Raw genomic sequence first — 15605 nt, 5'->3', positions numbered from 1 at the left:
GCATGTCAGCCTATTCGTTCAAGACCCGCTTTGCCGAAACGAAGAAGGGTCAGTGCATGTACTTCCTGCCTGGGCAATCCGGCATGTACGGCTTCGTCTGTGGCGCTCCGACGACCAACGACAAGTCGTACTGTGACTGCCACCACAAGGCGACCCATCAACCGGTCAAGAAGGCGAAGATCAGTTTCTTCGATCTGTCAGCGGCCTCGATCGACAACGACACCGACCATGAGCCCGATCTGACGGAGGTTCTTCAGTGAGCTTTCCGTTCGTCTACGCCGACCCGGCTTGGCAGTTCGAGACGTGGAGCGAGGAAGGCAAGGATCGCTCGCCCGAAGAGCACTATGAATGCATGCCGCTTGACGAGATCAAGGCGCTGCCTGTTCGCCAGATCGTGCCGGAAGACGCGGCGTGCGGCCTTTGGGTCATCGACACGATGATCGACGAAGGCATTAAGGTGCTAACCGAGTGGGGCTTCACCTACAAGACGGTGCTCTTCTACTACGTGAAGGTCGGGCGTGGCCTGCGCCCGCATATGGGCATGGGGTATTGGACGCGCGCCAATCCTGAGATTTGCCTGTTCGGCACGCGCGGTAAACCGAAGCGCAACGGCAAGGGCGTCGAGCGCCTGATCCTTGATCTCGATCCAAGCGAGAAGACCATCCTCGCGCCGCGCGGCGAGCACTCGGCCAAGCCGCTCGAAGCTTACAACCGAATCGAACGCCTGCTCGATGGCCCGTACATCGAACTGTTCGCGCGCCACGCTCGCGCCGGTTGGCACCAATGGGGCAACGAAGTCGGCAAGACCGGCGGCACCCCGAACCTGTTTCATCTGCCCGGCCATCCGGCTCGCGCAGCCAACGACAACTCACTGTTTGGGGCTGCCCTCTGATGCCGTTCCAGCTTCGCTACTATCAGCGCGACGCAATCGACGCTGTCTATGACTATTGGGGCGAGAAACCGGACGGCAACCCGCTCATCGTGATCCCCACCGGCGGCGGCAAGTCGCCGGTGCTCGGTACCATCACAGAAGAGATGATCGGGTTCGAGCCGCAGACGCGCATCGTCATGGCTACGCACGTCTCCGAATTGATCGAACAGAACTACGCCGAACTTATGGGGCTTTGGCCGTTCGCCCCGGCAGGCATCTTCTCGGCCGGCCTCGGCCGCAGAGAAGCGCACGCGCAGATCGTCTTTGGCGGCATCCAAACGATGTGGCGGCACGCTGCCCGCATCGGGCACGTTGACCTTCTGATTGTCGACGAAGCGCACATGCTGCCGCCGGATGCGGAGACCATGTATGGCAAGTTCATTGCCGCGCTGAAGTTGATCAACCCGAAGATGTTGATCCTGGGCCTGACAGCCACGCCGTATCGCACTAATTCCGGCATGCTCACGGATGGCGACGATGCCATGTTCGACGCCATCGTTTACGAAATCTCGATCCGCGAGTTGATCGAGAAGGGCTTCCTCTGTCCGCTGGTCTCGAAGGCCACGGCCACCGCGAAGACGATGGTCGATTTGAGCAAGCTTCGCCGATCTGGCGGCGAGTTCACCGACAAGTCGCTGAAGGCGGTGTTCGATCAGGGCGAGATCACGAAGGCGGCGGTCGATGAGATCATTGGCTACGCCGCCAGCAACGAGAGGCCGCGAAGGTCATGGCTTCTGTTTTGCGCTGGCGTTGAGCACGCATTCAATGTCCGCGATGCGATCCGCGAGCGCGGCTATTCGTGCGAGACGATCCACGGCGGCATGGAGAAGGGTGATCGCAACCAGATTCTCGAAGACCTCAAGTCCGGCAAACTCACGTCAGTCACGAACTTCGGCGTGCTCACGACCGGCACCAACATCAAGCGCCTCGACCTGATCGCGTTGTTGCGCGCGACGGATAGCACGCAGCTTTACGTTCAGATGTGCGGACGCGGAACGCGGCTCCTGGGCGACACTTACGAAGAGTCCATCCGCAACGGCAAGGAAGACTGCCTCGTTCTCGATTTTGGCGGCAATGTCCGACGCCATGGCCCCATTGATCGCGTCACGGTCAAGAGGCCCGGGAAAGGCGGTGGCGAGGCCCCGGTGAAGGAATGTCCGACGTGCCATTCGCTGATCTTCGCGGGTCTTAGCGAGTGCCCCGACTGCGGTCACAAGTTCGAGCGCGATGTCGAGAAGAACATCAAGCAGACCGCCGACGTGACGCCGATCCTATCAACGTCGAAGCCCGATTGGGTGCCGGTGAAGCGACGCACGTTCTATCGGCACGACAAGCCGGGTGGCACGCCGAGCATCCGCGTCGAATATTTGTGCGGCTCCGTCTCTCACAAGGAATGGATTTGCCCGGAGCATCAGGGTTACGCCCGCGTGAGGTTCGAGAAGTGGTGGCGGCAGCACGGCGGCAAGGACGACGCGCCGTTCACGATCCAAGACACATTCAACCGCGCGAAAGAGCTTCGCGAGACCGCCGAGATCATGATCAAGGCGAACGGCAAGCATTGGGAGATCGTCGCGCGCAAGCTGGGCGAGATCGCGCCGGAAGGTCAGTCGCAATCGTTCGTCTCGGCCCCGCCGCCGAGCCGCGACGACATGATCGCTCGCAACTTCGAACTGAACGGGAAGCAGCAAGAGGCGGCGGCATATCGCGCGGCCGTGGCTGCGAGGCCGGAGCCTTGGCAGACGGCTCCCGTCGCGAACGACAACAATCGCGCTGTGATGCCTGGGCACGTCAAACCGGCAGCGATGATCCGTCCCATGGCTCCGTGGAACGCGCAGATCGCGCCGCCGCTGCCGAAGTCGCGTGCGCCTTGGGACACCGATCTCGACGACGACATTCCGTTTTGATGGGGAACGACATGGGGAACAACTTTCAGAGATCGATGCGGCGCAATGAGTCGTGCCAGAAGCTAAGTGCCTACCTGACGCAACACGGCTACTCGTTCGAGCCGTTCCACGCAGCGAAGCATCCGTATGTTGTTGTGCAGCTAGGCGAGGGGAAGTCCTTGAAGTTCTTCTTCCCGTCGAGCGCCGGTGACTGCCGGTCTGCCGACAATGCCGTGTCGCAGATCAAGCGCGCGATCCGCCAACGCCTTGCGAGCAACGACAACAATGCGCGTGTTTGACCCTGAACCGATTTGCTGCGGCGTCTGCCGCCGCGAGGCAACCGGCATCGGCTTCGCCCCAAAGGGTGGCAAGCCGATCCTTTGGCTCTGCGAAGAGCCCGCATGCATCTCACTAGGAAAGGCCGTGTTCCATATGGTCCCGAAGGCTCTCACTGCGACCGAAGCTCTCGCGCTCCAAGACGCTGGCGCTGACGCTGGCGCTGACGCTGGCGCTGACGCTGGCGCTGACGCTGGCGCTGACGCTGGCGCGTACCTCGAACGCCTGGGCAAGTTCAACCTGTCCGAACTGTCCGAGAAGGAGTGGGGCAACTTCCTGACCACGATCCTCAACTCCTACGGCGAGAACATGCGCAAGCGTGTCACCCAGGCTACCGCTCCCTTCTAAGGCATCACGTCAATGATCGAGTCACCATTCGCACAAACCGGACCGGGCCTCTATGAGAACGGCTACAACCCGATCCCGATCATGCCGAACAGCAAGTTGCCGGGGCAATACGCCGACGATAGTTGGCGCGCTTACAAGGGTTGGAACGACTACTGCACTACGCGCCCGAGCCAGTTGCAGATCAACTATTGGTCGAAGTGGCCGAACGCCGGTGTCGGCGTGGCCTGCGGCCTTGGTCTGATCTGCATCGACATCGACTTCGAGCCCGCGATGGAAGCGCTGCTCGCGATGCTGCCGCACTCGAATGTGCAGAAGAAAGGCCGCAAGGGCATCTCGCTCTTCTATCGCGGCAACACCGACTCCATCCGGTCGCGCAACTTCCGCACGCCCGAGCGTGTCGGCCTTGTCGATCTGCTCGCGGAAGGCAAGCAGACCGTGTTGCCGCCCTCGATCCATCCTGGCACCGGCGAGCCTTACTATTGGTGGACCGATGACACGCTGCTCGACGTGAGCCTCGATCAATTGACCGAGTTGCCCGACGACATCGCGGAGCGCATCGGCGAAGTCCTGAAGGCGTATGGCTACAACCCGGAAGCCGACCGGCGCTATGAGCCGCCGAGCGAAGTCCCCGATGTCAGCCAGTATCATTCGACGGACTTCTTCCGAAAGCTGAACGAAGACGCGCTGTCAAACCTGCATGCGTGGGTCGGCAAGCTTGCGCTGCCGAAGGGCCGTTGGCTCGGGGCCAAGTACCGCGCGGTCGCTCCGTGGCGTTCGTCCGGCTCGGGCCGCACGATGGCGAAGCGCCATCCGAACCTGTCGTTCGATCCGAGCGGCATTCAGGACTTCGGCACCATGGAGACCTTCACGCCCATCAACGTCGTCATGAAGACGATGGAGCTTGGCGAGGCGCAGCGTGACGCGGCCGTGCAATGGCTGGGCGAGCAGCTTGGCTATAACTTCGGCGTCGAGATCGACCTGCGCTCGCGTCGGAAGGAAGCCGCGCAGATGGCGGAAGCCGCTAACCGTGACGCTGCCCGGATCGCGGAGCGCGAGAAGGCCATCCTTGAGGCCGCGCCGAGCATGGAGCCGGGTTCGTGGGTCGAGCGCCAGATGGCGGCGGGCAATACCCAGTGGGTCAAGACGAACCCGCAGCCCTATGAAGTCGCGGCGCTCGCGACGATCAACGGCGTGCCTGCTACGGTGCCTGCGGAGCCCGCTGGCGGGGCCGCTGAAGATCCTTCTACGGATGCCGACCACAACGAAATCACGCCCACGATGGCGGAATTGGAGGCCCTGTGCCATCCGCCGGGATTGGTCGGCGACATCATGGATTGGATCGCCGCGTCAACGTCGAGCCCGTCGCGTCCGCTCGCCCTGGGACCGGCGCTAGGCTTCGTGGGGACGCTCGGTGGGCGGCATCACGCCGGGCCTACCAATCTCCGCACCAATCTCTACATCGTCGCGCTGGCCCCCGCTGGCTACGGCAAGGACCATCCTCGCAAGGCACTGTCCCGGCTGGCCGTGGAGTCGGGCCTCGATCGCTATCTCGGGCCGGAAGGCTTCCTGTCTGACTCGGCGCTCCGCAAGACCATCGAGCACAACCCGTCGCAGTTGTCGCTCATGGACGAGTTCGGTGCCTTCATCGCGAAGATCATGGACCGGCGCGCCGGGACGCATCAGTCGAGCATTCGTCAGATGCTCATGCAGATGTTCACTTCGGCGGACTCGCTCTACAAGGGCACCGCGTCGGCGGCGGAAAGCGCCGTGCCGATCTATAACCCCAACTTCTCGGTCTATGGCACGTCCACGCCGCACGACTTTTGGCCGTCGATGTCGGGCAAGGGCATCTCGGACGGCTTCCTGCCGCGCTGGCTTGTCCTGACGATCACCGGCGACCCGGCGGACGGCATCGAGCCGAAGGCATCGCTCGAACCGCCGACCAAGCTGATCGAGGATTGCCGGGCGATCATCACCCACAACGGGGCTGGCAACCTGCCGGACTCGGCGTCGCGTCCGATCCTGCGGCCTCGCGTGGCCGATTGGGGCGTCGGCGCGAAGGAACGTTGGATGGAACTGCGGCTGGCGTTCAAGCGGCGAGGGGAGGCGTGCTCGCCCGATCTGGCGGCCTTGTGGACCCGCACCATGGAAGTGGCCCTGCGCGTCGCCCATATCGTCGCCATCGGCGTCGATCCCGAGCGGCCGGTGCTCACGCGCGATCTGGTCGATTGGGCGGCCAAGCTCATGGAGCTTTCGACCCGGCACTGCATCGTCGAGGTCAGCGACCGGCTGGCCCTCAACGATAAGCAGGCCGAGTACCTGAAGGTCCGCCGCTGGATCAAGGAAGCCGGATCGGACGGCGTGACTAGCTCGACGCTGAAGAAGATGGTCAACGGCGAGTTCGACCTGCGCCGTCTGAACGACATCACCCAACAGCTTCTCGAGTCCAAGCAGATCGAGCAGCGGTTCGCCTCGACCAAGACCGGCGGTCGCCCCTCGCATCGGTGGTTCGCACTGTGATGGAGCGGAGTGCTTCTTACAGCACTCCGGCTTTCACATCGCCGTAAGCCTCCATTACCCAACCGGACATGTGGCCGGTCCTGTAGGTGCGGCTCTGCCCTGTCTTCTTGCTCTTGATCGTGATGCTCCCCGAGACCGGGGAGATCACGTTTGCCTCGCGGGTGACAGGCTGCTCGGGCGTTGCCGAAATCTCGAACTCATCGAGCGAGCGCTTTTCGCGCTTCACAAGGTTCTCGAAGTCTTCAGATTCGGTCGGATGAACGTGGGCAATAGGCAAATCAAACCCTCCAAATGAGTAAACCATCAAATAGATGGGGCGGCCAACTCGCTCCCGCAAAAACATGGCGAGCCAAAGGGCCTAAGCCGTACAATATCGCGCACGGTACGCTACTGCCGACCACCATGATGACCGGATAGATCACGCCGTGCTCTTTAAGGCCAACGCCCGCAGCGCGGGGATTGACCAAGAAGAAAAGGACGGTCGCTGCCGCGCCTAGAGCGGGATCGTCCAAAGTTCGAGGCCGCCCCAACCCGCAATCACGCAGCCGACGATCAATATCAGATAAAGCACGTTGCCCATGCGCCCCTCAATATCCGGCTAGTCAAAGAACGGCTTCGTTTGGCCCGATACTATGTCGAATCCGGTGATCATAGAGCGGGTCCATGAGATCGTTTCGAGTGCGTTCAGATCGTCGCTGTCCTCACGAATCTTCGTGTAAGCGGTATCGAGGTTGACGACGAATCCTTCGTTCAGGCCTGGAGCCGTATCCTCCAACGACTTCACTAGCGCCGCGAACATGATGGCGGTGGCCTTCTTCACATTGTCCAATTCGGTCGTCTTCTTGGTCATCTAGGATGCTCCAGTTCCGGGGGCCGGAAGCTAACACAACCTCGGATCGAGCGCATAAAAAAAGCCCGCTTCGCAGCGGGCTATGATCTTTTCGAAGGGGTGTGGACGACTAGCCGTCATTGGGGAAAGCATGCGGCCATGCGTTGAGCCGCAAGCGACTCAGGCGAGATGTGCGGAAGGGGTTTGATCGTGCGGCGGACGAAATGCTCGAAGTGGGGAGCCGGGAGTTCCATCATTGAAACATCGGTGTTGCCGATTGATGATCCACCGACCGCCATCGTCCCGATCAATCCAGCGGCGATCAGCGCCGGAATCTTCATCATCCTCAAGGCATCCGCCTTGCGGTGCTCGTTCGCATAGAACTTGAGCGCTGCGACGCACATTGCCATGTCGGTCGGCCCAAGAGTCACCTCTTCCCCTGCGCTCAACGCTGATGCAAGCGCGAGCACGTTGCCCCGGTTATTCACGATTAACGGTCCTTTTCTGTCGGGCAGCCCCCGACTCTTTTTTCTTGGTGTGATGACCAAGTCACGGCGATTTCCGCCGTGGCTTGGATGTCTTAATGTTTCATTGGATGATCCGTCAATGAAACACGCGGTTAATTCATAGGCAAAATGTCTCCGTATTGAAACGGATGTGCAGAAAGTGCAGCGGGCCGGTGCGCTAATGCATCGCTGCCATCACCTTCCGACCATAGGCAGTGCAGCGCGGTTTTGCGTAGACGCCACGCTGATAGAGACTCACGCCATCGCAGCCGGAACCGCCGCGCGAGATCGCGATGCGGAGGTAGGCCATGCCAGCGCGCGCACCGGTGGCGCAGTCGAACAGGTCTCCGGTAACACCGACCTCGCGGGCAGTGACAGGCTTGACCTGCATGATCCCGCGCTCGCCTGCGCTTCCGCGAAGATGGCAGTTGTAGTTGCTTTCGACCTTGACGACGGCATGGGCGAGGGCGCGAGGGATGCCCTGGGCGTCTGCGGCGGCGTCGATGATTGAGCGGAGGTCGGAGCCGAGCGCAGGCAAAGAGGTTCCCATCACGGCCGCGATTGCTGCCGCGCTCAGAAGGCACTTCATGTTGTCGTTCTCCTAAAAGGCCGCTACGGCTTCACACTCGAAGCGATTGGCCTTGTCTCGGCGACGCATATTCTCTTTGTGCGTCACCATTTCCAGATGATCCGGATTCACGCAGCGGCGTGTCCGGCAGCGATGATCGAGTTGCTTGCGTGGAGGGATGGGACCGTGTTCAAGCACGTACATCACGATATGGACGGCCATGGTGCCGCCATCGAGAGACATGCGCGCGTAGTCTTCCCCCTGCCTTTGCTACCCGACGTTGGTCCGGTCCACAAGTGGCACGGCGTATCGAGAGGCCCTTCGACGATCTCGACGCGAGCCATAACTTTGTCGCGAATCCGGTCTCTGCGCGTGCTCATTTTGATCGCCCTAAGCGCGCGCCTGCCGCGTCTTGAGCGCTGCAATGTGGAAGGCGCGGTTGTGGGGCGTGTCATCGACGGGCCACGGCACGCGAGACAGAGCGTTGCGGGGCTGGCCGCCTTCGACCCAGGTATGCAGCAACTCGGCGAACGGATCGCCGTTCGCTCGAGTGCGGTTGACGATCTTCACGTCCACGCTGGTCAGGTTGCGCGCCATCACGCGGCTTCCTTGTCGCTGTAGACGCCGAGCACGGCCAGCTTCTCGTCAACGACGGCGATGCCCTGATCGATGACAGCCTTCATCTCGGGCAGCATGCGCGCGACCAGATCGGGACGGACATCCTGCGTGCTGAGCATCGGCGACTTCAGGGTGATCTTCAGTTCCGCGCCAATGCGGACGAGCAATCCTTGCAGGTAGTCGCGTTCCTTGATCAGTTCGGCGACAGCGTTGAAGTTAGCGAGTTTCACTGTTGTCGTTCCCCAAGTTGTCGAGTCCATAGATTTCGCGGAAGCAGTCGCGGCTGATGTGCCTCGGATCAACCTCGACGACGCCCGGCGGCACGAAGGCGTTCGGATCGGGCTCGACCGCGATGCCATCCATCGCGATCTCGCCGGTGGTCAGAAAGCAGTGGCCGTAGTCAGCGGCACGCAGCTTGGCGGCGATCTCGGCGAACGCCGCCTGGGAGATCGGGAGTCGGACGAGCGTCCTCATGCGTAGCCCTCCGCTCGCACGGCCGAGCGCAGGGCGTTGATGCGCTTCTCGCTCTCGGCGAGCTTCGCTTCGAGTTCTGCGATCCGTGCGTTCTGCGCGCGCTCGGTGAACGCGGCGATCTCGCGAGCGAGGTCGGTGCGCTCTGCCGTCACGTAGGCGAGGCCCATGGACTTCTGCCGGGCATCGGCTTGCTGCACATAGGTCCGGTCAACGAACGCCTGGGCGAGCGCGAGCAGGCCGTTTTGAGACTGGCCCATGATCAGACCGCCTTTCCGTCAGTCGCGGGAGCACGAACGGGGATGGAGACCATCGGCGGAACGCCCATGTCCTTCAGCCAGTCGACGCAGAACTGCGCGGCGGAAGCCGGATCGTGAAACTCGGCGAGCGCGTCGTCGATCATCGCCATCATGGCTTCGCGGCCCATACCGTCGTGGAGCCCCGAGCGGGTGCTGACGAGCGCGTGAACGTAGTGCGCGGCATCGGCCGAGCGCTTTCCGTTGAGCTTGATCAGCGTGTCGATGTTGCCGCGAAGGATATCGTTGTGCGCCTTGGACGAGATCGAGGCGCGCAGATCGAACCAACCGAAGAGCATGAGGATCATGGCGGCGGTGGTGAAGACGCAGGCGGTCGGCGCGTAGCCATTGAGGGTCGCGTCGAGTGCGAGCGCGAGGCCGAAGCCGCCGGTGACGAGCACGGCGAAGAGACGAAGCATGGTGATGGCTTTCATGGGAGGGTGAACCTGCAAGGATCGCTTGCAGGTTGGGGAAGGGGTTCAGGCGGCGGCGGGGAGAAGGACGAAGGCGGGCGGCAGCTTCTTGCCGATGGCCTTGGCCCCCGCGAGCGCGACGACGAAGACGCGCATCGAGCCGAAGTCGCGTGCCGGATCGCGGACCATGTAGCCCTTGCCGATCAGGCGATTGGCTACGCCGATGTCTTCGCCGTTGAGATGGCAGGCGACGCGGTTGCGGTTGACCGAGTTGCCGTGTTCGAGGCCGGGCGCCTTACGGGTCAGCATCCGTTCGCAGTGCGTGAGCAGGAAGTCAGTCATGGCGCTCCCCCTCAACCGAACAAGGCGTTCTGGTCGGTGTGCAATGCCTGCGGCGCGGAGCGACGCGGCTTTGCGGGGATCGCCTGGGGGAGATCGACGGCGGTCAGGCTGTCCTTGTGACGGAGGACGTGAGCCGTCATGCCGCTGACGTTGATGCGGCGGTCGGTCAGCTTGACGAGCGTGCCGAGCTTGACGAGTTCCGAGACGCGGGGACGGATCGCGAGGACGCTTTCCTTCAGTTGCTTGGCGATCTCGTCCGCCGTCAGGCGGTAGCCGTTGAGCATCAGTTCGATGATCGCGATGCGGAGCATCGCTGCCCGGCTGACGACCTTCTCGGCGGCGTCCTTCGAAGCGCCACCGCCCTTCGATCCCGGCGTTGTTCGGATAGTTCTGAGACATAGACAAAGCTCTCCCGTTCGCCCCGAAGGGCGGTTTTCAGATCGGAGATGTGCGGTGTGGATTTCCCGTCCCGTCCGGCCTGAATCAGGCCGGGTCCGCTGGAATCAACGGATGCACGATGGATTATCCGTCGAGCAAGGGTTTCGATAGGGGATGTTGACGGATGGCCGCAGGCCGATGGTTAGCCAGCGGTTGAGAGCAAGCCGATCTCGCGCATGGAAATCACCAACTCCATATTATTCTTTTGAGGGGGGGGGTGGGTTTTCGAGGAATACCGTCGCAAAACTAAACCCCTCATTTTCGATAGGCTCTGGCCGACCATTGAAGGGTTTCTCCTATATATATATAGTAGTAATATATACTTGTAATATATTCTGTAGAAGATATATCTGTAGGTGGTTACTACTATATATAGGGGCGAAACCCCTCTAACCGGCAGTTGGATGTTTTTGCCCGATGACGGATGGGTCCGTCATTTCGACGGATGGAGTTGATATTATCCGATGCGCGGTCATGTCGCAGTGGGACGCCAAGGCGGCGTTCCTCAACGTACCGGACGATGGATGGTCCTTCGTTGGCTTCGCCAACGCCTTGCCGTGCCATCCTAGCGAGGCAGAGGCCATCGCTCGGTATCTGCACCGGAAGCGGATGATCTGGCTCTCGATGCGCGCTGGGCACGGCAGGGTCTTCCCGGCGGCGATGCGTCCCGGTCGAGGTCGGCCGAAGGCGAGGGGAGTCGAGCAGCCGCCGTTGATCGACCCGCAACTGGCTGGCTTCCTCACCCAGGCGCATCCGACGTTCCTGAAGATCAGGCTGTTGCTCGGTCGCGATCCCGGCGGCGCATGGAACGAGAACCAGGCGGTCAAGGCCGAGATCAAGTTCGCCCTCTCGGTCGAGGCGACGAACCTAATGACGCTCTGCCGCAGGTTCACCAAGGAACATCCCTCCATCCCCATTGCGGCGCTCCGTGATGCGCTCTGGCTCGATAGGCCGCACACCATGCCCATCGTCGCGCAGACGCAGCCCGATCTCGCCCCGGCTGGCTCAGAGCAGTTCGCCGAGCAGCCGAAGGGGAAGGCGCGGCTCTCGAAGCACCTGACCGACGAAGAGCGGATGATGTCCTACATCGAGGCCGCCGGCGCATCCGGCATTGCCGTCTATGAGATCGTGAACAAGGGCAAGATCGCTCGCGATCGGGTCGCCGTCATCGGCGAGATGTTCGAGAACATGGGCACGATCCGCTCCGCAGTGGTCCGCACGTCTGATCGTGGGCGCAAGGGAACGCGGTACTTCATGCGGAAGTACGGCGAGCCGGTGATCGGCGAGGGCGGCCGGCTACTTTATTGTCGCGACTTAGCGATCTGATAGGCACATAGGCTGATCGGCCGCGCGAGCCTGATTGGCTGCAAGCACCGCAAGCGCTTGCGACCGCAGGGATGTGATGTGCCGATCAAAGCTCGACGAGCGCACGGCAGAGAGCGGTCATAAATCGCCGGCACAGCAGCTGCGGCATCGCGATAGGCCGTTGACATGATTGAGAAGAACTGTTCCGTGCCGTCGTCTATTCGAATGTGGAAGCCCCGCATTTTCTTGGCCCGCGCCGCTGCGATGTCAGACGGAAATATGCGTGCCGTCGCGGTATCGATAACCGCCTTGGCGATCTGGTTGGGGTCTTTAGTGCGCTTGGGGCGGGTCATTTGGTCCTCCTTCAAGGTTGCGGCGGTTCCGTCACTTGCATGTGATCTGGTACGAGCTTCCATTGGCCGACACGCCCGTGCACTCGAAGAACTTCGTCTTGCCGGCGCCGTCTACCGTCATTAGCGAGCCCTCGATGGTGCTCGGCGATGTGACGCGGAACGCGATGCGCTCGACTTTGTAGCCCTTCTCGACGTACCAGGCGGTAACCTGCCGCTCCGCGAGCCTGACGACGGAACCCTGCGAGGCGACGAAAGTGAACACGGCAACGACGGCCGCGACGACTGCCAGGGCGATGATCCACCCCTTGGTATTCCGTCGGTGCGGGTTGACGGGCGACGTGTCGTCCTTGAGCGTGAACAGCTTAACAGCGGGCTCCGGCGTGCTGATCGACTGGGCGGGGAGCGGCGGGGTCGCCTTGCGAAGCGCTTCGAGGAGCTCGGCATGCCGCTGGTCGGCCGCCTTGTTGCGCAGCGCGAGCGCGAACAGCAGCCCGACGATCGGGGATAGGAACACGGACAGCAGGAACAGCCCGAACCCGGAGCGGCCCTTGTTGGACGCGTAGACCCCGACTGCGATGGACAGCGGGAACCAGAACAGGATGAACATTTCCATTTTCGTGCACCCCTCGTTAAGCTGAGGCGAAGTCGTGAATGACAATGCCGGGGTCTCCGTCTGCGGTAATCCCCTCGCACGTGGAGAACATGCGGGACAGCCACGCGTCCTCGCAGTAGCGTTTCTCGTCGCCGGCCGCGGCGTCCGCAAACCTGCGCGCCTGTTCCTCGGTCTCTGCCCTGACGACAAAACCGAGCGCTTGCAAAGCGGCAGCCGTTCGTCACTGGGAACGTCATAACGGAACCCGGAGACGTGGCCGATTGCGACATGACGTCGGTTTCGGCGTTGCTGGGGTCTTTGGCGAACGCGGCCGCCATGCGGTGATAGGTCCGGCTCGCGCTGAACGCCGCCAGATGCCCGCCGGGCTTCAACACACGATAGACTTCTCAGATTACGTCATGTGGGCTGGTAGCGTTGCAGGCGGGGTGGCTGAGAGGTACTGATCGATGTGCAATTGTGCCAAGCGTAGGGCGGCCATCCGAACGGCTGTGACCTCCGGCGACGCGAAGGTCGCGAAGGAGTAGATGGACTTCGTCGTGAAGTCGACCGTGCAGGATATTCGATCGGCCGCCGATGGCTTCAAGGCGAAGGTTGCCGCTGCGCGTCTCAAGCTGGGTCGGCGCTGATGACCGTCGAGATCAAGATCGATCCGAGCCAGTGGGTCAACCTGGAGCAGAGGGTCGCGTCTGCCGGTAAGAACTTCCCCCTCGCCTTGAAGCGCGCGCTCGCCCACACCGGCAAGAAGGCGAAGACGAAGATGGGCCGCGCCCTCAAATATGCCTTTGTACCACTACACGTCCGCCGCAGGTTTACATGGCATCATAGCCAGCAGATCGCTGTGGACCTCACACTACCGCTTCCTCAACGACACGTCGGAGTTTCAGCACGGCAGGAAGATCGTGATCGAGGCCCTCGACCGTCGCGGCGCCGAAATCAGAGAACTCTCATCGCTTGCCTGGGAGACGATCGCACTGTTTCGTCAACACAGTGACGAAATTCATGGGTTCGTCGGGTCATTGACGTCTAAAGGCGATCTGCTCTCGCAATGGCGAGGCTACAATCGTGGACAAGGCTTCTCGATCGGATTCAACGCAGACTGGCTTTTGAAGAACGCCGCGGCGCAGGGATTTGATATCACGCCCGTCCTCTATGACCCAGAGAGCCAACGAGCGGCGGCTGACGGGGCAGTAACCCTGCTCATCGACCGCTTGTTGGAAGGGACGGATGAGCCGGAGGGCGCCCGCGCACAAGTCAAGACATGGTGGTCGCATGCACTGAAGACAGCTCTCGTTCTCAAGAACGGGCAGTTCCAAGAGGAGCGCGAGTGGCGCCTGGTTTGGGTTGGTGTTTCCTGGCCCGCTGGACTAAAGACGCGCTTCTCACCAGCCGGTTTAGTTCCTTACCGTGCCTGTCAGTTTAACAAGGTCGTCATCAACAATGCAGCCACGCACCCCAATAACTGGGGCATCGAGGAAATCATCATTGGCCCCGCTTTGGCGCATCAGCAGACCTGCGCGGTGGACGCTCTATTGGCTTCACACGGCATGCGTCTCACGATCAAGCGGTCGGCGATACCCTATGTAGCGGACTGAACGCCTGTGCTGCTACGAAGAGTTGGTTCAGGGGCGCTCTTTATGGCCCTTTTTCCCGAAGCGAGCGAGGCGTTGCGGCTGCCGAACTGGTCTCGACCTGCGCATCCAACCGCGCGAGCATTCGCGCATGGAAACCCGCATCGTCGATACCATTCCCGAGTGGCGCTATCAGGCGGAAGTTATCGCTCGCCTTCATGCGCTCGAAGATGCAGGGCTTCCGATCACCTGCGCCGGCGATATGAACCGAGCTAAGCGTTCGCGACGCGAGCGTATGGAAGCGAAGGTCACGGGCCTCACGGCGGGCGAACCCGACGTTCGTGTTTATATCACCGGCGGGTTTCTGCTCAGCATCGAACTGAAGACGCCGAAGGGATCGCGCTCGAAGGCGCAGAAGGAACGTCATCCGAAGCTTCAGGCTCTCGGCTTCACCGTGATCACGGCGAAGGCTCCCACCTCGGAAGAGCTCGCCGATGAAGTCGAGCGGATCGTGCGGAGCTATTTATAGTGCAGATCACGCTCAAGCTCACGAAGGGAATGCTCGACCGGCTGGATCAGCTTCGTGATCGCAGCGTCAACACCGCGACCGCCAAGGCCCTGACGTTCACCGCGCAAGACGCGCAGCAAGCGTTGCGCACGCAAATCCCAGGCGTGTTCGTGCTGCGCCGCCCGTGGGTCGTCGGTGGCATCCGCATCCGTCCCGCGAACGGCGGCAACCTCACGTCCGTGGTCGGCTCCATCGACAAGTACATGGAGCGCCATGTCATCGGTGCGGGCAAGGAGAAGTATCCCGACAACGCGCTCTCGATCCACTCGAAGCGCAATAGCAGCGGCCGTCTCGCGACCGGCGGCATCCTGATCAAACCCTACGGGTCGATTGGCAGCGCCCCGGTGCATACCGTGGTGCGTCGCCAGTTGAAGCGCGTGGACGGTCAGAAGCGCAAGACGTTCCAGATCGTGAGCAACGGCAAGGTGCTCATTGTGCGTCGTCGCACGAAGAAGCGTCTGCCGCTGCAAACGCTCGCCGTGCTGCAAGGGAGCGCGACGATCAATGAGCATTGGGATTTCCTCGGGACCGTGTCCGGCGTCGTCCAGGCGCGCTTCCCGCAGCATTTCTATCGGGCGGTGGTCAATGCAGCGACGCGATAGAGGGGCCATGAGCGAACGACTCCCACCCCCCTCGGACGTAGGCGACGCACGGTTCTACTCGCGCTCGCGATCTTCGCGATCTTGAGCACGACGGTCC

23 protein-coding genes and 1 pseudogene are annotated in these 15605 nt (G+C 61.8%); 10 read left to right on the top strand and 14 right to left on the bottom strand.

The features are described from left to right. The first annotated feature begins 2 nt into the window (after positions 1–2). Genes J4G43_RS31580 through J4G43_RS31555 form a run of 6 tightly spaced genes read left to right on the top strand, consistent with a single transcriptional unit; the run spans position 3 to position 6018 of the window. Positions 3–260 (top strand): hypothetical protein, encoded by a 258-nt coding sequence (locus J4G43_RS31580; RefSeq protein WP_208087362.1) that lies wholly within the window; start codon positions 3–5, stop codon positions 258–260. Next, entirely contained in the window at positions 257–892 is a 636-nt protein-coding gene (locus tag J4G43_RS31575) for an MT-A70 family methyltransferase (protein WP_208087361.1), read from the top strand. The genes J4G43_RS31580 and J4G43_RS31575 overlap by 4 nt, the downstream gene beginning before the upstream one ends. Continuing rightward, entirely contained in the window at positions 892–2835 is a 1944-nt protein-coding gene (locus J4G43_RS31570) for a DEAD/DEAH box helicase (protein ID WP_208087360.1), read from the top strand. The genes J4G43_RS31575 and J4G43_RS31570 overlap by 1 nt, the downstream gene beginning before the upstream one ends. After that, a complete protein-coding gene (locus J4G43_RS31565; RefSeq protein WP_225005233.1) occupies positions 2835–3113 on the top strand; it encodes a hypothetical protein in 279 nt (92 codons plus the stop codon). The genes J4G43_RS31570 and J4G43_RS31565 overlap by 1 nt, the downstream gene beginning before the upstream one ends. Further along, complete coding sequence (locus J4G43_RS31560; RefSeq protein WP_208087359.1) at positions 3100–3498, top strand: hypothetical protein; 399 nt, start codon at positions 3100–3102, stop codon at positions 3496–3498. Before J4G43_RS31565 ends, J4G43_RS31560 begins: the two co-directional genes overlap by 14 nt. Before the next feature lie 12 nt (positions 3499–3510). After that, complete coding sequence (locus J4G43_RS31555; protein ID WP_208087358.1) at positions 3511–6018, top strand: bifunctional DNA primase/polymerase; 2508 nt, start codon at positions 3511–3513, stop codon at positions 6016–6018. A gap of 16 nt (positions 6019–6034) precedes the next feature. Here the strand turns inward: J4G43_RS31555 and J4G43_RS31550 are convergent, their stop codons facing one another. From J4G43_RS31550 to J4G43_RS31495, 12 genes and pseudogenes are all read right to left on the bottom strand, one after another. Beyond that, positions 6035–6361 carry a hypothetical protein gene (locus J4G43_RS31550; RefSeq protein ID WP_060910676.1) on the bottom strand — a complete coding sequence of 109 codons (327 nt, stop codon included), beginning with the start codon at positions 6359–6361 and terminating at the stop codon, positions 6035–6037. Positions 6362–6616: 255 nt separating this feature from the next. Beyond that, a complete protein-coding gene (locus J4G43_RS31545) occupies positions 6617–6868 on the bottom strand; it encodes a hypothetical protein (protein ID WP_060910677.1) in 252 nt (83 codons plus the stop codon). A gap of 116 nt (positions 6869–6984) precedes the next feature. Further along, positions 6985–7395 carry a hypothetical protein gene (locus J4G43_RS31540; RefSeq protein ID WP_129557523.1) on the bottom strand — a complete coding sequence of 137 codons (411 nt, stop codon included), beginning with the start codon at positions 7393–7395 and terminating at the stop codon, positions 6985–6987. Positions 7396–7531: 136 nt separating this feature from the next. Beyond that, positions 7532–7942, bottom strand: a complete 411-nt coding sequence (locus J4G43_RS31535) for a lytic transglycosylase domain-containing protein (RefSeq protein ID WP_038945746.1) — start codon at positions 7940–7942, stop codon at positions 7532–7534. A gap of 12 nt (positions 7943–7954) precedes the next feature. Continuing rightward, a pseudogene (locus tag J4G43_RS31530) lies at positions 7955–8301 on the bottom strand (HNH endonuclease signature motif containing protein). Positions 8302–8311: 10 nt separating this feature from the next. Next, positions 8312–8518 (bottom strand): hypothetical protein, encoded by a 207-nt coding sequence (locus tag J4G43_RS31525; RefSeq protein WP_038945745.1) that lies wholly within the window; start codon positions 8516–8518, stop codon positions 8312–8314. Then, positions 8518–8769, bottom strand: a complete 252-nt coding sequence (locus tag J4G43_RS31520; protein WP_038945744.1) for a hypothetical protein — start codon at positions 8767–8769, stop codon at positions 8518–8520. The genes J4G43_RS31525 and J4G43_RS31520 overlap by 1 nt, the downstream gene beginning before the upstream one ends. Next, the gene (locus J4G43_RS31515; protein ID WP_060910679.1) at positions 8756–9013 is read right to left on the bottom strand and encodes a hypothetical protein; all 258 of its coding nucleotides are present in this window, start codon (positions 9011–9013) and stop codon (positions 8756–8758) included. The genes J4G43_RS31520 and J4G43_RS31515 overlap by 14 nt, the downstream gene beginning before the upstream one ends. Further along, complete coding sequence (locus J4G43_RS31510; RefSeq protein ID WP_060910680.1) at positions 9010–9270, bottom strand: hypothetical protein; 261 nt, start codon at positions 9268–9270, stop codon at positions 9010–9012. The genes J4G43_RS31515 and J4G43_RS31510 overlap by 4 nt, the downstream gene beginning before the upstream one ends. A 2-nt stretch (positions 9271–9272) precedes the next feature. Continuing rightward, the gene (locus J4G43_RS31505; protein ID WP_208087357.1) at positions 9273–9740 is read right to left on the bottom strand and encodes a hypothetical protein; all 468 of its coding nucleotides are present in this window, start codon (positions 9738–9740) and stop codon (positions 9273–9275) included. Between the two features lie 45 nt (positions 9741–9785). Then, positions 9786–10061: a hypothetical protein gene (locus J4G43_RS31500; protein ID WP_208087356.1), complete on the bottom strand. Its 276-nt coding sequence runs from the start codon at positions 10059–10061 to the stop codon at positions 9786–9788. An 11-nt stretch (positions 10062–10072) separates the two neighbouring features. Next, positions 10073–10372 carry a hypothetical protein gene (locus J4G43_RS31495; RefSeq protein WP_210387373.1) on the bottom strand — a complete coding sequence of 100 codons (300 nt, stop codon included), beginning with the start codon at positions 10370–10372 and terminating at the stop codon, positions 10073–10075. A gap of 601 nt (positions 10373–10973) precedes the next feature. Between J4G43_RS31495 and J4G43_RS31490 the strand changes: the two genes are divergently transcribed. Further along, positions 10974–11825, top strand: a complete 852-nt coding sequence (locus J4G43_RS31490) for a hypothetical protein (RefSeq protein ID WP_208087355.1) — start codon at positions 10974–10976, stop codon at positions 11823–11825. Here the strand turns inward: J4G43_RS31490 and J4G43_RS31485 are convergent. Next, positions 11801–12157: a hypothetical protein gene (locus J4G43_RS31485; RefSeq protein WP_208087354.1), complete on the bottom strand. Its 357-nt coding sequence runs from the start codon at positions 12155–12157 to the stop codon at positions 11801–11803. The genes J4G43_RS31490 and J4G43_RS31485 overlap by 25 nt on opposite strands. A gap of 31 nt (positions 12158–12188) precedes the next feature. Beyond that, entirely contained in the window at positions 12189–12770 is a 582-nt protein-coding gene (locus tag J4G43_RS31480) for a hypothetical protein (RefSeq protein WP_208087353.1), read from the bottom strand. A 782-nt stretch (positions 12771–13552) separates the two neighbouring features. Between J4G43_RS31480 and J4G43_RS31475 the strand changes: the two genes are divergently transcribed. From J4G43_RS31475 to J4G43_RS31465, 3 genes are all read left to right on the top strand, one after another. Continuing rightward, positions 13553–14362 (top strand): DUF2971 domain-containing protein, encoded by an 810-nt coding sequence (locus J4G43_RS31475; protein WP_060910685.1) that lies wholly within the window; start codon positions 13553–13555, stop codon positions 14360–14362. A gap of 127 nt (positions 14363–14489) precedes the next feature. Further along, complete coding sequence (locus J4G43_RS31470) at positions 14490–14867, top strand: VRR-NUC domain-containing protein (RefSeq protein ID WP_166342941.1); 378 nt, start codon at positions 14490–14492, stop codon at positions 14865–14867. Then, a complete protein-coding gene (locus J4G43_RS31465) occupies positions 14867–15508 on the top strand; it encodes a hypothetical protein (RefSeq protein WP_060910687.1) in 642 nt (213 codons plus the stop codon). Before J4G43_RS31470 ends, J4G43_RS31465 begins: the two co-directional genes overlap by 1 nt. The last annotated feature ends 97 nt before the right edge of the window (positions 15509–15605 follow it).

The sequence above is a fragment of the Bradyrhizobium barranii subsp. barranii genome (assembly GCF_017565645.3).
Lineage (GTDB): Bacteria > Pseudomonadota > Alphaproteobacteria > Rhizobiales > Xanthobacteraceae > Bradyrhizobium > Bradyrhizobium barranii.
This window is presented reverse-complemented; position numbering and strand designations above follow the sequence as displayed.

Coding starts and splice junctions, on each gene's coding strand:
- J4G43_RS31565 (WP_225005233.1), top strand. CDS start 2,835: ATGGGGAACGACATGGGGAACAACTTTCAGAGATCGATGCGGCGCAAT.
- J4G43_RS31490 (WP_208087355.1), top strand. CDS start 10,974: ATGTCGCAGTGGGACGCCAAGGCGGCGTTCCTCAACGTACCGGACGAT.
- J4G43_RS31545 (WP_060910677.1), bottom strand. CDS start 6,868: ATGACCAAGAAGACGACCGAATTGGACAATGTGAAGAAGGCCACCGCC.
- J4G43_RS31550 (WP_060910676.1), bottom strand. CDS start 6,361: ATGTTTTTGCGGGAGCGAGTTGGCCGCCCCATCTATTTGATGGTTTAC.
- J4G43_RS31505 (WP_208087357.1), bottom strand. CDS start 9,740: ATGAAAGCCATCACCATGCTTCGTCTCTTCGCCGTGCTCGTCACCGGC.
- J4G43_RS31555 (WP_208087358.1), top strand. CDS start 3,511: ATGATCGAGTCACCATTCGCACAAACCGGACCGGGCCTCTATGAGAAC.
- J4G43_RS31535 (WP_038945746.1), bottom strand. CDS start 7,942: ATGAAGTGCCTTCTGAGCGCGGCAGCAATCGCGGCCGTGATGGGAACC.
- J4G43_RS31570 (WP_208087360.1), top strand. CDS start 892: ATGCCGTTCCAGCTTCGCTACTATCAGCGCGACGCAATCGACGCTGTC.
- J4G43_RS31485 (WP_208087354.1), bottom strand. CDS start 12,157: ATGACCCGCCCCAAGCGCACTAAAGACCCCAACCAGATCGCCAAGGCG.
- J4G43_RS31480 (WP_208087353.1), bottom strand. CDS start 12,770: ATGGAAATGTTCATCCTGTTCTGGTTCCCGCTGTCCATCGCAGTCGGG.
- J4G43_RS31560 (WP_208087359.1), top strand. CDS start 3,100: ATGCGCGTGTTTGACCCTGAACCGATTTGCTGCGGCGTCTGCCGCCGC.
- J4G43_RS31580 (WP_208087362.1), top strand. CDS start 3: ATGTCAGCCTATTCGTTCAAGACCCGCTTTGCCGAAACGAAGAAGGGT.
- J4G43_RS31495 (WP_210387373.1), bottom strand. CDS start 10,372: ATGCTCCGCATCGCGATCATCGAACTGATGCTCAACGGCTACCGCCTG.
- J4G43_RS31525 (WP_038945745.1), bottom strand. CDS start 8,518: ATGGCGCGCAACCTGACCAGCGTGGACGTGAAGATCGTCAACCGCACT.
- J4G43_RS31470 (WP_166342941.1), top strand. CDS start 14,490: ATGGAAACCCGCATCGTCGATACCATTCCCGAGTGGCGCTATCAGGCG.
- J4G43_RS31515 (WP_060910679.1), bottom strand. CDS start 9,013: ATGAGGACGCTCGTCCGACTCCCGATCTCCCAGGCGGCGTTCGCCGAG.
- J4G43_RS31510 (WP_060910680.1), bottom strand. CDS start 9,270: ATGGGCCAGTCTCAAAACGGCCTGCTCGCGCTCGCCCAGGCGTTCGTT.
- J4G43_RS31500 (WP_208087356.1), bottom strand. CDS start 10,061: ATGACTGACTTCCTGCTCACGCACTGCGAACGGATGCTGACCCGTAAG.